The organism is Psychrobacter sp. NZS113, assembly GCF_015864825.1.
Classification (GTDB): Bacteria; Pseudomonadota; Gammaproteobacteria; order Pseudomonadales; family Moraxellaceae; genus Psychrobacter.
Window position 1 is genome coordinate 198,840 of record NZ_JADYWL010000003.1, and the last position, 17,048, is coordinate 215,887.

Genomic DNA, 17,048 nt, shown 5'->3' on the forward strand with positions numbered 1-17,048 from the left:
TATTTTTAGCAAACAAAGTGTTAAATAACAGGATTAATCGTTGGGATTTTCTGTGTTGTACGACTGACTTCTGGCCCTTTATCCGATTCTGGTAGTTGCTGTTTATCACTCATAAACTTCGGACTAAACGTTTGGGTCTTTGGTGATATAGGCAAGCCAATTTCGGCAAGACTATCGGTCTGCCCTGCTTGAATATTATCCCCTTCAAACAAACGCTCGTTTTCATCACGATCAAGACTTAACCCTTCAAAGTCAAATAATTCACGATCGGCTAATTGTGACGGGGCAACGTTTTGCATTGCTTTGAAAATAGAAGCCAAACGCTGTGGATGAGCATCGTCCCATTCTCGCAGCATATCGTTGATAATGGCTCGTTGTAGATTGGTTTGGCTACCACACAAGTTACATGGAATGATTGGGAATTCTTTCAATTTGGCGTATTCAATGATGTCTTTTTCTTCGACATAAGCCAGTGGACGAATAAGCATGTTTTGCTTATCATCGCTCAATAGTTTAGGTGGCATAGACTTGAGCGTACCGCCATGGAATAAGTTTAAAAAGAACGTCGCCAACATATCATCGCGATGATGACCCAGTGCAATCTTGGTGGCACCAATCTGCTTAGCAAAACCATATAACGAGCCGCGGCGCAGACGTGAGCAGGCAGAGCAATAAGTCTTACCTTCTGGCACCACGCTTTTAACGATACTATAAGTATCTTTTTCTAAAATATAATGAGCGATGCCCTGCTCGTTCAAATACGCGGGCAAAATGTCTTCGGGATAGCCAGGTTGTTTTTGATCGAGGTTCACCGCGACGATATCAAAGTTAATCGGGGCAATACGCTTGAGCAATAACAAGATATCAAGCAACGTATAGCTGTCTTTGCCGCCTGACACACAGACCATCACCACATCACCCTCTTCGATCATATTAAAATCACGAATCGCCCAAGATACTTGTCTACGCAGTTTTTTCTGTAGCTTGCGAAACTGTGCTGATTGAGTAGGTGATAACTGCTCCGCCATCAAATCATCCTCAGCGGCATCATCTTCCATGCCATCAGTCTCTAAAGTATAATCAGCCATACCTGCATCAGCAGACATCTCATCAAACTCTGGCGTAATTTTTGGCGTAAACAAGGTCGCTGCAGTCATAAGTTACTCAATATCTTTACAAGGGTGATTTTGCTATACAGCAAACTGCTATTACAGCGCTGTCATATTTGATGGGCAAGCACTAACACTGATGCTTTAAAAGCAGCGATTATAACAAAATTTGCTAACAGTTTGAAAAGAGGACATTAAATAATGGCTTCATGGTTCTGTAACGGTTGGATTTTTGCTAAAATAACCATTTTTCGTAAACCAATAATAGATACCATTATGACTAACGTTACCTCACAAAGTACCGCCGATGACACAACGCTTGATAGCGAATTAGATAGCCTTCATAACAACCAAAATGCCGTCGTGCTATTATCAGGCGGGCTTGACTCGGTTACTTGTTTATATTGGGCAAAAGCACGCTATGCCTCTGTGACAGCAGTCAGCTTCAATTATGGTCAACGTCATAACAGTGAACTTGTCGCAGCCAAGACTATCGCTGAGACGGCTGAAGTTAATCACAGAATTATCGATATCGACATCGCTCAACTCGGCGGCTCATCCCTGACAGATCATAGTATGATCGTTCCTGACGGTGATTCAGACAAATTCCCTAATAAAAACCGTGATGAAATCGATAACGACGCCATTCCTAACACTTATGTACCTGCACGCAATACCATATTTTTATCGTATGCGCTAGCAGTGGCAGAAGTCGCTGATGCCAACCATATCGTCATCGGGGTCAGCTCAGTCGATTACTCAGGCTACCCTGATTGCCGTCCAGAATACATTGCTGCCTTTGAGCACATGGCCAACCTTGCCACAAAAGCAGGCGTCACAGGGCACCATTTATCGATTCAAACGCCATTGCAGCAGTTGTCCAAAGCAAAAACTATTGAGCTTGGATTGTCACTCGGTGTTGATTATGGGCAGACTATTTCATGCTACCGTGCCGATGAAAAAGGCCTTGCTTGCGGTGTATGTGACAGCTGTACATTACGTCGTCAAGGCTTTGAACAAGCTGGCGTTGCTGACCCTACCCACTATCAATCTTAGTAAATAGTATCAGTAGAGTTTCATTAAGCGCCATGCTAAATAATGGTAGTGCTAAACATTAGCGCAACATTTGCTTGCATTAACACAGCATGTCGCCATTGTATTTTAATCGATATACTTGCTATGGTATGGGCGATTGCCTTCATCGAAAGTCACAAGTACCCATACCAATCATCACCTATTAGTGCTTTTAGTACACAATATAAGAACTGATGCCACCTGTAAGAGGATATTTATGAAGTTATTACCAATATTACCTTTAGCTCTAGCTGCTGTTTTTGCGATGCCACAAGCAAATGCGGCTGATATCAAAAAAGAAAATATCAATACTTGCATTGATGGTGCGGTCAAATACAAAGTCGCGGATAAAGGCACTGCTACCAAGCTGTGTAATTGCACCATTGAAGTCCGGAGCAATATGACCATTGGTCAAATGTGGGAAATAGAAAGCTACGCGCAAGACAAAAAAGACCCTTCTAGCCTACCCTACGTCAAAAAAATGCAAAAAGAATTACAGCAATGCACGGTTGGCTTAGACTTAAAACAGCCACAAAAACCTGCTTAATTTATAACTTGCTCAACATATAAAAGACTGGTCATTACCAGTCTTTTTTGTTGGAAATAGACAAGTAAAATGTAAAACTCATTATGAATCTCTCCTAATCTGCCTATAATAAGAATACGATAAATAAATATAGCCAATATATAGTTGATTCAGTTTAAAAGAGAGACAAGGTAACCGAGTGCAGATGTATATGTGATACGTCAAGCGAGGTTAACGCTGTCACTCTTTTATAGAGGATTGACTATATAATCAAAATTAATAAGGACTTTATAATGGCAAAGCCAACCACAGAAAACCTTACCTTACCTGAGTTCCCAGTCACTATAGTACGAGAGCTAGATGGCAACTTCGTCCATGACGAGATAAATCTAAAAGAGATGATTAGCAATACCAATAAAGGCCTCATTCTTTACTTTTATCCAAAAGACAATACGCCTGGCTGTACCACCCAAGCGACAGAGTTTACTACTCATCTTAACGAATTTGATGAGTTGGGCTATGACATCATCGGTGTCTCACGTGATAGTGTTGAGTCTCACGAAAAATTCATCGCTAAGCAAGACCTAAACATCGCCCTTATTAGTGATACTGACGAAAAACTATGCCAGTACTTTGACGTTATTAAAGAAAGAAATATGTATGGAAAAATAACGTTAGGCTTGGTCCGTTCAGCCTTTGTTTTTGATACGGATGGTACGCTAACTCATGCTCAGCGCAATCTACGTGCCAAAGGCTATACCGAACGGTTGCTTGAAATATTAGCACCTTAATCAACATAGCCTCTTAACCAATATAGCCATAAATCACGACAGTCATAAACGATATAAAGTTACTTTTGTATAAAGCCATTTTTATACAAAGTCACTTATATATAAAATCACTTTAAAATAAGCGCTGACCATAACGATAATAACCATAATAATAATGCGGTGCAAAATACTAATAAAAGCATTCAATGCTACCGCCTCTATCACTTGAGAATACTATGAATAAACAATCTGAGAACGGTGTTGATAATGCAGTACCCAAGGTCACTCGCAAAGTATCTGTAGCCATCATTGGTGCAGGTACCGCTGGTCAAAATGCCTTTCGCCAAGCCAAAAAAATTCATGACGACATTGTCATTATTAATGATGGATTTTGGACGACCACTTGTATCCAAGTCGGCTGTATGCCAAGCAAGCTGTTGATTGCAGCTGCTGAGCGTGCTCATGATGCTAAAAGTTCTGCTAAGTTTGGTGTTCATGCTACCGTTCAGATAGATGGTAAGCAAGTTATGCAACGTGTCCGTGATGAGCGCAATCACTTCGCTAGCTACATCAAAAAGCAAGTCGAAGGATGGCCTGACGATAAAAAAATAGATGGCCGAGCTCATATCAATAAGCAAGGGCTTATCGAAGTCAATGATGAGCTAATTGAAGCAGAACAAATCATTATCGCGACTGGTAGCTCTCCGTTCATTCCAGACGGTTGGGCTGATAAACTTGGTGATGCGCTACTCACTTCTGATAGCATCTTTGAGCTCACAGATTTACCAAAATCAATGGCAGTCGTTGGCGCAGGCGCGATAGGGTTGGAGATAGCTCAAGCGTTAACACGTTTGGGTGTGGACGTGACATTATTCAATCAAGTCAAACGTGTTGCCGGCCTCAAAGATGACGATATCAACAACAAAGCAATTGACTGCTTGAGTAGTGAGCTGACCATGCATTTGGGTAGTAAGATCAATAACGTCGGCACTCAAACGAATGACGAGCATAAAACAGCATTTATTGATTATGAAGACAGTGCTGGAGAGTCGAAGCAGTGGCAAGGTGAATACGTACTGGTCGCGACAGGCCGCCGCAATAACATTAAACAGCTAGGCGTTGAAAACCTAGGTGTCGAACTTGATGACAAAAATCGCCCAAAAGATTTAAGTAAGAAAACCGGAAAAATCGGCGATTTAAACATTTATATTGTGGGTGATGCCAACGCGCATATTCCATTGCTCCATGTGGCCAGTGATGAAGGCTATAGTGCAGGAAGTATGGTCTGCGAAAACGAAGAAAACGCTCACATTCGCCCGCCTGCCACACCATTCTCTATCGTATTCTGCTCACCACAAATCGTTAATGTTGGTATGTCTTTGTCAGAGATTCAACAGGACTCAGACCTAGAGCATGTTATCGGCAGTGTCAGCTTTGATAATCAAGGCCGTAGTCGTGTCATGGGCATCAATTGCGGTCTCCTACACATCTATGGCTGTAAAAAAACAGATAAAATTTTAGGGGCTAGCATGGTGGGTCCTGACGCTGAATATATTGGTCATATTTTGGCATCAGCGATTACCAATGACTTGAGTGTCAAAGACATGCTTGACACGCCTTTTTATCACCCAACGATATTGGAAGGTCTACGCACTGCTTTACGTGATGTACAGCACAAGATGGAGATACCTTATCAGTATCAAGACACTCAGAAAAATAGCTCTTAATTATTAGCTCAGCCGTTCCTTCAAAGCAGGTATACTCAGTGTCAATCAGCACATCTCTTATGTTTGATTGCACTGATGATTTAAGGTAACTTATAATCCTATACCTTGTATTGAACCCTTTGCATGTACCAAAATCTGCATGGACCAAAAAATGCCAATCGCTAGTATTACTGATTTTTTCAAAGAGATCATACGTGACCTCCATACTAGCCTCTACCTTGCGCTTGGCGGATCTGCAGATGAAGAGGCACTTGATTGGTCATCTCAAGCAGTAGATCTGGCAAGTACTGGCATCAAAATCCTAATACTGCTTGCGGTATTGGGATTTTTTTATTGGTTGGCTATTTATATTCTCAAACAAAGCAAAGCGAAAATTCGTTTAAATGAGCGTCGAACCAAAATTGTTCGCTCAGTGCTGCGTTATATATGGGTTGTGGCCAGTTTAATCGCCATTATGAGTCAGATTTACTTTGAACCAGATACTATCAAAGCGACGGCAAAGGCCAGTACGTGGGCCGGTATCTACTATGTGCTCTGGACCTCTTCAGGGCAAATTATTCATAGAGTGTTACAGCATTATGGCCTCAATGCCTCCATAGAGCAGTTACTTAAGAATATCTTGTCCGTGCTGCTATTGGTACTCGGACTTGCCAGCGTCATGGCGCAATTTGGCTTTGATATCGTCTCACTGGTAGCGGGTTTGGGTATTGTAGGTCTAGCAGTTGGTTTTGCTGCTCAGTCGACGCTTGCCAACTTTATCGCTGGTATTACTATTTTACTTGAGCAGTCCTTTCAAGTTGGCGACTGGATTCATATTAATGAGAATGAAGGACGTGTGGTGCTTATCGCCTTACGTACCACTCATATTTTGACTCGAGACAATATCACTGTCATTATCCCGAACTCTAATGTTGCCTCCTCCGAAGTAATCAACTTAACCTCCAAAAACTTTATACGCTTTGATGTTCGTGTACGTATTGCTTTCGAAGACGATATTGACACTGCCCGTAAGGAAATTTTGCAAGTACTGACCGACACCGAGGTGGTACTTAGCCGTCCTGAAACCTCGGCCACTGTGGCAGAGATTGGTGAGTATGGTGTGTTCTTTATCGTACGTTTTTGGGTTAAGCCAGCCGCTGTGGCACGTATGCCGAAAATCAAAGAACATTTGAGAGAAGATATCAAGTGCGCTTTCGATGCAGCAAACATCTCAACCCCTTATCCACATATGCGTTTGCTGATGCCAAAAGACGTAGACTACCCTATCGCAACCAAACCGTTTGCAACGACGACACAACGGGTAGCACCAGACAGTCATATCCACCCTGAAAACAATATTCAGCCTTAATATCAAATGAAATCGCTAACCGTTTATGGTTGTTCTGTTAGCTTAATAAAATTTTGTACGCATGCAATAGACTGCTCATAACATTGCTCAAGGTATTTAAAGACGCATTGCTTTGAGTAACACCTGACCTATCCTGCATATCATCACCTAAGAACACCTCTTATAGCTTACTTTCATAGTGACGGGTTACGATACTAATTAATATGAATTAAGGCTATTAAAATACCTCTAACGCTATGCATGCAGATCCTATACCTGTAGATATCTACAGGTACATCTTTGATAAATCCTTGTTATGCTGCAAACAGATACTAGTAGACCGTTGAATAGGTTTAATAAAATATCTAAGGGCATAATCAATTGATTACTGACAGGGAATTCTGCGCATGGAAATCAAATTAAGACTCACTCAAGCTTTGAGCATAGCTGGTGCTAGTTTAATATTGACAACGGGAGCATTTGCAAATCAACTGGTTAATGGAGGCTTTGAGCTAAATCCGCCTGCCAGTGGGTTTGGCAACCATATAGGTCATCCTATTACTCCTTGGGTGTTAGGAACAGGTGATGATTCAAACGTCATCAGAACCAACCAAGGCATTAATTCCACGGGAGATGGCCCTCGGAGTGATGCATCAGGCACTGCGTCAGGAACTATTAGACATTATCTTGATATTGCTAATGGCAGTAATGACTTCTATCAAACCTTTATAGCAAAATGTAATGGTGAAGCAAATTTTGGTGGATACTTTTCTACCAGAGCTGATAGTAATGGAACAGCCTCTGTCATCTTGCGTAATGGAACAGGTACCAATGGATCAATCGTTGGTCAGTCTAACCCTGTAACTCTCCCAGGCGGTAACTCTTCAACAGATCCTTGGAAATTAGTATCCTATACTAGCCCAGTGGTAGCAGGTAATACCTATTCATTAGTCATCAAAATGGATAATAACATGAACTTTGATGAAGCCTTTGTCAATATCAAAGGGTGTGCTGGCGATGGAGGCACTGGACCGGGTCCCATAATTTTTGATGAGGCTACAAATTTAGGTGATTTGGTTCCAATGGATTTTGATGATATTGTCATTAATATACCTGCTGATAACTGCTGCCCACCTATCAATGAAGAAGCTATCATTCGACAATTAACCCCGGTATTTCAGCCCGGTGGCGGATCAAATGCAAAATATCGTCTTAATTTCTCAGCAACACCGCAATTTAACAATCAGATGCAAAGCTACTTAAACTATGTGCATAGCATGAAGCCCCCTATCAATGCATTAATATCCAAATGGACTATATATGATAAAGGACCAGGTGCATTAGGTTCACCCGTACCTACGTCACCAGGTTGGGGTACTAGTATTGATGCATTTTATACCAACTTCCATATCACTAATCCCATAAATCATGGTAATACTTCATCAAGTTATGACATGAAACCAAACCATTGGTATCGTGTACAAGTAGGCACATATTTTAATGGTGGTAACAAATTCTTCCCCCAGACATGTGAGTCTGCTGATTATTGGGTTAATTGGCAAGTTGGTGGAAACAAGTCGTCTGGCTCAAATGGTAGTGCTGGTAGCTTCGTCATTAGTGATGGTAAAAAAGAGATTGCTAGAGTCAAAGTAGAATCTAAAGCTCAGCCTAAATCTATGTCAATGAAGAAAAGCGCTACTCTAAAACGATTCTAAAATAGATCTATAGCTCTTTAGAGAAATCTGATAAGAGAATAATGGAGAAGTCATAGAATTTTGAAGACGTTAATTATCAATTAATAAACCACTTATCATTTTATGATGGGTGGTTTATTTGTTAATGTAGACTCCAATTTAGTGCTACCGCTTCTTCAATCCCGCTCAACCATTTTTCAAATCATATACTTTTGAATCAATATCTATCAATCCATGATTGACTGCTTGTACTATGGCATGTGTACGGTTAGAGACTTCCAGCTTTCTGAGGCAATTGCTCATATGAAAGCAAACTGTTCGCTGGGAGATACCGAGATCGCACGCGATTTGTTTGTTGCTATCCCCTTTTACAATGCAGGTTAGCACTTCAATTTCACGCACAGTGAGTTGAGGTTTATTAATTTTGGCTATGATAGGTTTCAGACTGGCCAGTAATGATGGGGATATGAATTTTTTTCCTGTACGAACCTGCTTGATAATGGCTAATAAATCTACAAAGGCTGTATTTTTTAACACGTAACCTGACAATCCAATATTGAGTAATTGCTGTGCTTTAGCGCTATCATTGACGGTGGTCAATGCAATTAATTGCGTGATGAGTGATTGCTTTTCAACCGAAAGAACGATGTTTTCGATATCTATACCAGACATCGTGACATTCATTAAGACAATATTTGGCTCGTACTTTTCTATTAGATGTAATGTTTGATCGCCATTCGTCGCATGGCCTACAATATCTAGCCATTCCACACGTGCAAGCAAAAGCATCAACCCTTCCAAAAATATTGGATGGTTGTCTGCTACGATTACTGTGGTTATCGTCTCCATTTTTTTAGTATAGAACAAATATTGCGTTAACTTACCAGTTTATTACTGGTTTATTGAACACCGTGACATTCAATCTTATAATCCTAGATAGCTTTTAAACTAAATTTATTGAAATATGGTAAAATTGTCGGTTAAACATCTTATTTTATGATGTGCATTAATTATCAATTTAGCCCACAGGTATCCGTATGACCGAAACAACCGCGCCCTCAACTTTAGTAGCAGCTTCGCCAGAGTTGTCGCTTGATCTTATCATCACTTGTGCCGATGGGCTTGAGGCACCGCTACAGACCGAACTGACCAGTTTTGGCATTGCCAGTGAGATAAAAAGCACAGGCCGTCTAGCAGTTACAGGTACTTTGCGCGACCTATATACTATTTGTCTGTGGTCACGTGTCGCTTCTCGAGTATTGATGCTCATCAAACGTAAAAACATCAATGCCGAATATGATGTGGCTGAGCAAATTTATGGTTTGGCAAAATCGGTTAATTGGACTGAGCAATTTAGCTTGGAGCAAACGTTTGCGATTCGTCTCTCTGTAGACAAGCGCGTGGCCGTCAGCCAGCAGTTCGCCATGCTGCGTATTAAAGATGCGATTGCGGATACATTTAATGAAGTTTATGACAGTCGTCCTAACGTCGATAGCAAAAATCCAGATTTTTCTATTTTTGCGACCGTGAATGACAAACAAGCTGAACTATATTTAGATTTATCAGGTACCAGTCTACATCGCCGTGGTTACCGTGTGGCCATGACAGACGCGCCTTTAAAAGAAAACTTGGCCGCCGCCCTGCTCTATAGCGCTGGCTGGCATAAAAAGAACGAAGAAGGTAACGCGCCTTTCTACAATGCCTTAATCGACCCTATGTGTGGCTCTGGAACGTTCATCATTGAAGCGTTACTCATGCATTGTGATTATGCGGTTGGTATCGATAAAGCCGCCAATCAATTTGGCTTTTATCAGTGGCAGCACCATGATGATACGTTATGGCAGCAGATGATCGATGATGCACAGACGCGTTTCCGTGAAGCGTTGGAGATTGCAAACGAGCAGCCTGACACCCTACCACTAATGTTAGGTTTCGACGCTGATAGTGGTGCAATTCTCGCCACAGAAAAAAACATCATTGCCGCAGGTTTACAAGATTTACTGCCGCTACTCGATATCGAAACTCGCGCCCTTGACCAGTTGGGTGCTGTACTAAGCCCTCTCGTCAGTGATGGTCGATTGAGCAATCCTTTAATCATTACCAACCCGCCTTATGGTGAGCGTTTGGGTGATGAAGAAATGATTAAGCCGTTATACCAAGCGATTGGTCTTATTTTGCAAGATAGCTTTGCCGGTAGTGGCGTTGATCCGATGCTTGGCATACTGGCGTCTCATGTCGAACAAGTCGATATCTTACCGATCAAAGAGCCAAAAACGTTGCGTTGTCATAATGGTGCTATCACCGTTTATTTCCGCTATGGCACCTTGATTGCAGGACAAACGGGCAACCTCGTGAGTCGCTTTGAAAAACGTGATATTGAAGTAGAAGATGGTCAAGACTTCATCAACCGCTTGCAAAAAAATCTTGCCAAGCTGAAGAAGCTGGCGAAAAAAGACAACGTCAGTAATGTACGTGTCTACGATGCTGACCTACCAGATTTCAAAGTCGCGATCGATTTATATGGTGACTACGCTCATGTGCAAGAATATGCACCACCAAAGACTATCCCACCTGAGACAGCTAAAAAGCGCTTTAACTTGGCATTGATGGGAATACGTGAAGTATTTGGCATTAACCGTGAACAAATCTTTATCAAAACACGTGCACGCCAGTCTGGTAATGATCAATATAGCAAGCAGAACACCACAGAAAAGCGCGGCAAGTTTCATGTTGCGCGTGAAGACGGTGCCTATCTCTATGTGAATTTTACAGATTATCTTGATACTGGTCTGTTCATCGATCACCGTAACATGCGTGCACGTATCAAGGACAACAGTCGCGGCAAGGTGGTATTGAACTTATTTGCTTATACTTGTACGGCGAGTGTTCACGCTGCATTGGCTGGCGCGAAAAAAGTCACTAGTGTCGATTTGTCACAGAACTATCTAGATTGGGGCAAACAGAACTTTGTACTCAATGGCTTGGACGTTAGCCGCAATAAATACCAGTTCGTTGCTGCTGACATCTTCGAATGGATTAAAGACAATACCGAGCAGTTCGATATTATCTTCATTGATCCACCGACCTTCTCAAACTCTAAAAAGTTTCAAGGTACTTTTGATGTACAGCGTGACCATGCTGCCCTTATCAATCGTGCGATGAATCGCCTGACATCAGATGGTGTGTTGTACTTCTCAAACAACTTTACTCGCTTTGAGCTAGATGAGCAGTTGACTGAGCGCTACGATATTGTTGAGATTACGCAAAAGACTATTGGCTTTGATTTCAATATCAAAAAGCCAATCCATCAGAGCTTTGAGATTCGCCATCGTCAGAGTTTCTAAGCGACAGTCTATAATCTTATGGCTGTCACCAAAGCTTTTAAATGACAGCTTTTAGATAAGCGCCTACAGATGACTAATCATATAAACGGTCATCTATAAGCCACTAAATCTTAAGTTTTATGCTCAATTTTTTATGAAACATAACAATGACCCAATCAGTTTTGATTGGGTCATTTTTTGTTGTTATGATAGGGCGTTATTAAGCAATAGTTTTGCGGCGATAGCTTGTTGATAATATTAATCCCACTATCGATTTTACTAGCTTATCTTTACTCCTTCGCATGGCTATTGCTTTAATATTGAACCTCTCCCTACTCTAATAACAAGGATATTCTCATGGCTTTATCACTTAATAAAGGCGGTAATTTATCGCTAACCAAAACGGATCCAAACCTAACTAAGCTACTTATCGGTCTTGGCTGGGATGAGCGTGCCACATCAGGCGCAGAGTTTGATCTTGATGCAAGCGTATTCTTGCTAAGTGGTGCTGGTAAAGTGCGCGGTGACCATGACTTCATCTTTTATAATCAGCTTAAATCTGACAATGGTGCCGTTGAACATACTGGTGATAACCGTACTGGCGAAGGTGATGGCGATGATGAAGTTATCAAAGTAAACCTAACTCAAGTGCCTGCTGACGTCGACAAAATCGTCGTCACAGTGACTATCCATGATGCTGCAGCACGTAGTCAAAATTTTGGTCAAGTAGCCAACGCCTTTATCCGTGTCGTTAACGAAGAAACAGGCACTGAAGTCGTACGTTTTGACTTGGCTGAAGACTACTCTGTTGAGACGGCAATGGTGTTTGGCGAAGTATATCGCCATAACGGTGAGTGGAAATTCCGCGCCGTTGGTCAAGGCTATTCAGGTGGCCTACAGGCGATGTGTCAGCAATACGGTGTTGATATTTAAAATCCCATTTTATTAACATTTAGGTGGTTATCAACCGTCGTTATCACGTCCAAAACGTAAAGCTGACATAGTTGCAAATAGTCACAATTTATAGTGACCAAATGACTAGTAATGCTCTGCGTTTCGTTTAGAATTACCTATCAAAGGTGGTTAGCAATAACCACTTTTTTGCAGTTTGTGTCTATAATAGGCCGACCTTAGCTTTACGCAACCAGACAGGATGTGTCATGAGACATTTTTATTTAGATTTTATCTTCACAGCTATTGCCCTAGCGGTAGCGGCATGGTGGGGATATTCACATGGCGGTATGGGTGGCATGATATCCACCCTATCTATTACCGCTATTTTGGCCGTCATGGAAATTTCATTATCATTTGATAATGCGGTGGTCAATGCTTCAGTCCTCAAGGGCTGGGACGAATTTTGGAAGAAGATATTTTTAACCGTTGGTATTTTGATTGCAGTATTTGGTATGCGCTTGGTCTTCCCTATTGTCATCGTCGCGGTTACCGCTGATCTTGGCATGATGGAAGTTATCAATCTAGCTCTGTATCAACCAGAAGAATACTCAGCCAGACTAATGGCGCATCACGCTGAAATCTCAGCATTTGGTGGTATTTTCCTACTATTAGTTTTCTTGAACTTCATTTTTGATGAAAAAGAAGTCCATTGGTTTGATTGGCTAGAGAGCCGTTTGGCTAAGCTCGGTAAAGTCGATGCTATGAGCGTGTTTGTCGCTCTCATCGTCTTAATGATTGCCGTATCATGGGCCAGCGCTGAGCAGTCAGGTGCCGTCTTAATTGCAGGTGTCTGGGGTATTCTCGTTTATCTTGGCGTACAGGTTGTCTCTGGCATGCTCGAAGGTGATCTTGAAGAAGGCTTAGAAAACGAAGAAAGCGGTTCGGGTGCAGCAGCGACTAGCGCTATTATGAAAGGCGGTATCATCGGCTTCTTATACTTAGAAGTCCTCGATGCTTCATTCAGTTTTGATGGTGTTATTGGTGCATTTGCCATTACCAACGACGTTATTGTCATCATGTTGGGTCTTGCCATTGGTGCGATGTTTGTACGTTCTATGACTATCTTCTTGGTAGATAAAGGCACGCTTGACGAGTTTGTCTATCTTGAGCATGGCGCACATTATGCGATTGGTGCATTAGCAATTATCATGCTGCTGTCGGTTAAGTTCCATGTACCAGAGATCATTACTGGTCTGATCGGTATTACCTTTATTGGTTGGGCATTTGTTGCATCACTTAATTATCGTAAAGCTGAAAAGGCAAGTCTGAACTAAGGCGTGTCCTTCATATAGCATCTGCTATATCTAGTGATGTATTTGAGCAGGTCATATCAAAAAATTGATATGACCTGCTTTTTTTAGCCTAATTAAAGCGATCAGTTATAAATAGATGATGTAGGCATCGGTATGCCAGAATGACCAATAATTAAAGTACAATTCCCCCAGCACCATCATCCTTTATTCAGTTAAAATCTCCACCTTCTAATAACATCATAAAAATACGACTACATGATTAATATACAAAAAATTCTTGATAACATTGCTGCAGAAATGGCAAATGAAACCGATCGTGGCAAAGTAGCAGATTATATCCCGCAACTGGCTCATGTAGATCCAAATCAATTCGGTATTGCGGTAGCGACACCTGATGGACAGGTCTATACAGCGGGTGATGCGGGCACACTGTTTTCTATTCAAAGTATTTCCAAGGTATTTACCTTGACCATCGGTCTTGGCAAATTAGGTAATGCGCTCTGGACACACGTCGGTCGCGAGCCATCTGGCGACCCTTTCAACTCCATTATGATGCTAGAGCACGAATCTGGTAGGCCACGTAATCCCTTCATCAATGCGGGTGCGATTGCGGTAGTGGATGCCATCATGATGGGACATGAGCCAAAAGAGACATTGGGCGAGATACTACAGTTTGTGCGCTTCATTGCTGATGATGATTCGATCAGTTTTGATCACAAAGTCGCCGCATCCGAAATGGCGCATAAAGATCGAAATGCGTCATTGGCCTACTTTATGAAATCCTTTGGACGTCTAAAACATGATGTGGATAAAGTACTGGGTACTTATTTTCATCAATGCTCAATTGCGATGAATTGTCAGCAGTTAGCTCAGGCTGGCCTATTTTTAGTTTCTAATGGTATTAATGAGCACACAGGCGTTAGAGTTATTAATGCACAACGTTCTCGACGGATTAATTCGCTGATGATGATGTGTGGTCATTACGATGGCTCTGGTGAGTTTGCTTATCGTGTCGGTCTGCCAGGTAAAAGCGGAGTTGGTGGCGGTATTTTGACAATAGCACCAGGGGAAGGTTCAATTGCCGTCTGGTCACCAGGGCTCGATCATATAGGAAACTCTAAGCTTGGGACTAAAGCATTAGAGCTGTTTGTACAGGAAACTGGCTGGTCGGTTTTTGGAGATTAAAAACTATTATCTAATACTTTATCGGTGAGTTATTCAAGACGATGTACACCGTTAGATATGGTAAGTTTTACTACGGGTCATGCCAAATATATTGGCATGACCCGTTTTCGTTTTAAAGCTTTCTTTAGGAAAATACGTTCTTATCAGCCAAAAACCAATTTTTTCTTGTTTAATCTACAAATGATGATAGATAGGTAATTTACTTTTGATAACAACACCTTAAGTATTGCTATCAAAATTGTTAAAAAGTATCAGATATACAGGGGCATTATGTCTCTTAGGAAACATATAGTAAGTGCACAAAATACGCCTTGCTTACTAAGCAAACGCTTAGTATAGTAAAACGTAATGATATGCAGGCCGTGACATACAGGCAGAGATATTAACTGTGTGCGCTTACGTATCAACCTTTGCACCATTTTCAGTTCATTTTTTTATTATTTAATTACTAATCAATAGGATATTTATATGGCTATCAGCTTAACAAAAGGCGGCAACGTAAACTTATCAAAAGAAGCGCCAGGCTTAACCAATATTACAGTCGGTCTTGGCTGGGATCCACGCGCTACTGACGGTCAAGAGTTTGACTTAGATGCGATTGGCTTTTTGGTCAATGAAGCAGGTAAAGTACGTAACGACCAAGATTTCATTTTCTTTAACAACTTAAAGTCAGACAATGGCGCTGTTGAGCACACAGGCGACAACCGTACTGGCGAAGGTGATGGCGATGATGAAGCTATTAAAGTAAATCTAGCGAGCATTCCAGCTGACGTTAATAAAGTAGCACTTTGTGCCATCATTTATGAAGGTCAGGCCCGTAACCAAAACTTCGGTCAAGTAGGCGAAGCTTATATCCGTATCGTTAATGACAATGGCGGCAGTGAAATTGCACGCTATGACCTATCAGAAGACGGCAGCACTGAAACGGCCATGATCTTTGGTGAGTTGTATCGTCACAGCGGCGACTGGAAATTCCGTGCTGTTGGTCAAGGCTTCAGCGGTGGTCTTGGACCATTAGCGGGCTCTTATGGCGTAAACGTATAAGCTTAGCTTTGACGTAATCGCTTAGCAAACTAAATATCGCTGTCATATAGTTGATTGCGATATAACAGAGCTATTTAAAGTCATCAAGTGTGCCCTTTTAAAGCATTTGATGGCTTTAATGTTAATTGGCTAATCAAAAAAGCCAAAGTCTTCAAGACAACATATACAGAACCACAAACATAGTTATCAAGCGCACATATTAAAAAATTAGAATAAGGATTTGCAAATCATGGCCGCAACATTTAGCTTAATCGGTACCATCGAACCTTTTTTACATTGTAATCTCAAAAAAGGCGACTCGATTTATTGTGAAGCCAATGCAATGGTGATGATGGAATCAAACCTTGAACTAAAAGGTAAGCTGCAAGGCGGGTTAATGCAGTCACTCATGCGCCGATTTGCTAATGATGAATCACTATTTCAACAGCAAATCGAAGCGGTCAATGGTGAAGGTGATTGTTTGCTTGCACCAACGCTAGATGGAGATATGCAAATCATTGATTGCGGTGCTCAGCAGTACACGCTCAGCGATGGTGCTTTTGTAGCAGCACAAACTGGCGTTGATATCAGAGCCAATATTCAACGCAACCTTGGCGGTGCGGTATTTGGTGATACTGGTGGCTTTATGGTTATGCAAACACAAGGCCAAGGTCAGGTCGTGGTATCAGGGTTTGGTTCGCTGTTCGAGATCGATGTAGAACCCGGTAAAGACGTCATTATTGATAACGGTCACGTGGTCTGCTGGGACTCCAACTTAGATTATAAGCTGTCAGTGTCTACCAGCAAGAAAAAAGGCTTCATGAGCAATATTATCAACTCCGTCACCAGTGGTGAAGGCATGGTATTGAACTTCTCTGGTACTGGCAAGGTCATTATTTGTTCGCGCAATCGTGATAGCTATCAAGGCTGGCTACAAAGCGTTTTGGGTAGTAGCTCAGGCGGTCGCGGTGGTAGTAGCGGCTTATTAGGCAATATCTTATAATTGTATATCGTCATATATAGGTTTTACTCAACGCTTTACTCAAAACTATTACAACATTTTTAGAAACTTAGATAGCAAGG

At 41.6% G+C, this 17,048-nt stretch carries 14 protein-coding genes; 12 read left to right on the plus strand and 2 right to left on the minus strand.

Going from position 1 to position 17,048, the window contains the following annotated elements; all coding sequences use genetic code 11:
* Positions 1 to 20: 20 nt before the first annotated feature.
* Complete coding sequence (gene ttcA, locus I6E61_RS05840; protein ID WP_197131329.1) at positions 21 to 1,157, minus strand: tRNA 2-thiocytidine(32) synthetase TtcA; 1,137 nt, start codon at positions 1,155 to 1,157, stop codon at positions 21 to 23.
* Between the two features lie 228 nt (positions 1,158 to 1,385).
* Between ttcA and queC the strand changes: the two genes are divergently transcribed.
* From queC to I6E61_RS05870, 6 genes are all read left to right on the plus strand, one after another.
* On the plus strand, positions 1,386 to 2,165 hold the full coding sequence (queC, locus tag I6E61_RS05845) for a 7-cyano-7-deazaguanine synthase QueC (protein WP_197131340.1): 780 nt from the start codon (positions 1,386 to 1,388) through the stop codon (positions 2,163 to 2,165).
* A gap of 235 nt (positions 2,166 to 2,400) precedes the next feature.
* The gene (locus tag I6E61_RS05850) at positions 2,401 to 2,730 is read left to right on the plus strand and encodes a hypothetical protein (RefSeq protein ID WP_197131342.1); all 330 of its coding nucleotides are present in this window, start codon (positions 2,401 to 2,403) and stop codon (positions 2,728 to 2,730) included.
* A gap of 272 nt (positions 2,731 to 3,002) precedes the next feature.
* On the plus strand, positions 3,003 to 3,500 hold the full coding sequence (locus I6E61_RS05855; RefSeq protein ID WP_197131344.1) for a peroxiredoxin: 498 nt from the start codon (positions 3,003 to 3,005) through the stop codon (positions 3,498 to 3,500).
* 215 nt (positions 3,501 to 3,715) lie between these two features.
* Entirely contained in the window at positions 3,716 to 5,206 is a 1,491-nt protein-coding gene (locus tag I6E61_RS05860; protein ID WP_197131345.1) for a dihydrolipoyl dehydrogenase, read from the plus strand.
* Between the two features lie 151 nt (positions 5,207 to 5,357).
* Positions 5,358 to 6,554: a mechanosensitive ion channel family protein gene (locus tag I6E61_RS05865; RefSeq protein WP_227685702.1), complete on the plus strand. Its 1,197-nt coding sequence runs from the start codon at positions 5,358 to 5,360 to the stop codon at positions 6,552 to 6,554.
* Between the two features lie 386 nt (positions 6,555 to 6,940).
* The gene (locus I6E61_RS05870) at positions 6,941 to 8,248 is read left to right on the plus strand and encodes a hypothetical protein (RefSeq protein WP_197131349.1); all 1,308 of its coding nucleotides are present in this window, start codon (positions 6,941 to 6,943) and stop codon (positions 8,246 to 8,248) included.
* A gap of 165 nt (positions 8,249 to 8,413) precedes the next feature.
* On the opposite strand, the gene I6E61_RS05875 is transcribed toward I6E61_RS05870, so the two are convergent.
* Complete coding sequence (locus I6E61_RS05875) at positions 8,414 to 9,076, minus strand: response regulator transcription factor (RefSeq protein ID WP_197131351.1); 663 nt, start codon at positions 9,074 to 9,076, stop codon at positions 8,414 to 8,416.
* Positions 9,077 to 9,264: 188 nt separating this feature from the next.
* Between I6E61_RS05875 and rlmKL the strand changes: the two genes are divergently transcribed.
* From rlmKL to I6E61_RS05905, 6 genes are all read left to right on the plus strand, one after another.
* Positions 9,265 to 11,571 carry a bifunctional 23S rRNA (guanine(2069)-N(7))-methyltransferase RlmK/23S rRNA (guanine(2445)-N(2))-methyltransferase RlmL gene (rlmKL, locus tag I6E61_RS05880; RefSeq protein WP_197131363.1) on the plus strand — a complete coding sequence of 769 codons (2,307 nt, stop codon included), beginning with the start codon at positions 9,265 to 9,267 and terminating at the stop codon, positions 11,569 to 11,571.
* A 336-nt stretch (positions 11,572 to 11,907) separates the two neighbouring features.
* Positions 11,908 to 12,483 (plus strand): TerD family protein, encoded by a 576-nt coding sequence (locus tag I6E61_RS05885; protein WP_110922677.1) that lies wholly within the window; start codon positions 11,908 to 11,910, stop codon positions 12,481 to 12,483.
* A 227-nt stretch (positions 12,484 to 12,710) separates the two neighbouring features.
* The gene (locus I6E61_RS05890; RefSeq protein WP_197131365.1) at positions 12,711 to 13,778 is read left to right on the plus strand and encodes a DUF475 domain-containing protein; all 1,068 of its coding nucleotides are present in this window, start codon (positions 12,711 to 12,713) and stop codon (positions 13,776 to 13,778) included.
* A gap of 234 nt (positions 13,779 to 14,012) precedes the next feature.
* On the plus strand, positions 14,013 to 14,942 hold the full coding sequence (locus I6E61_RS05895; protein WP_197131367.1) for a glutaminase: 930 nt from the start codon (positions 14,013 to 14,015) through the stop codon (positions 14,940 to 14,942).
* A gap of 468 nt (positions 14,943 to 15,410) precedes the next feature.
* Positions 15,411 to 15,986 (plus strand): TerD family protein, encoded by a 576-nt coding sequence (locus I6E61_RS05900; RefSeq protein ID WP_110922674.1) that lies wholly within the window; start codon positions 15,411 to 15,413, stop codon positions 15,984 to 15,986.
* A 229-nt stretch (positions 15,987 to 16,215) separates the two neighbouring features.
* Positions 16,216 to 16,968 carry a TIGR00266 family protein gene (locus tag I6E61_RS05905; protein ID WP_194197243.1) on the plus strand — a complete coding sequence of 251 codons (753 nt, stop codon included), beginning with the start codon at positions 16,216 to 16,218 and terminating at the stop codon, positions 16,966 to 16,968.
* The last annotated feature ends 80 nt before the right edge of the window (positions 16,969 to 17,048 follow it).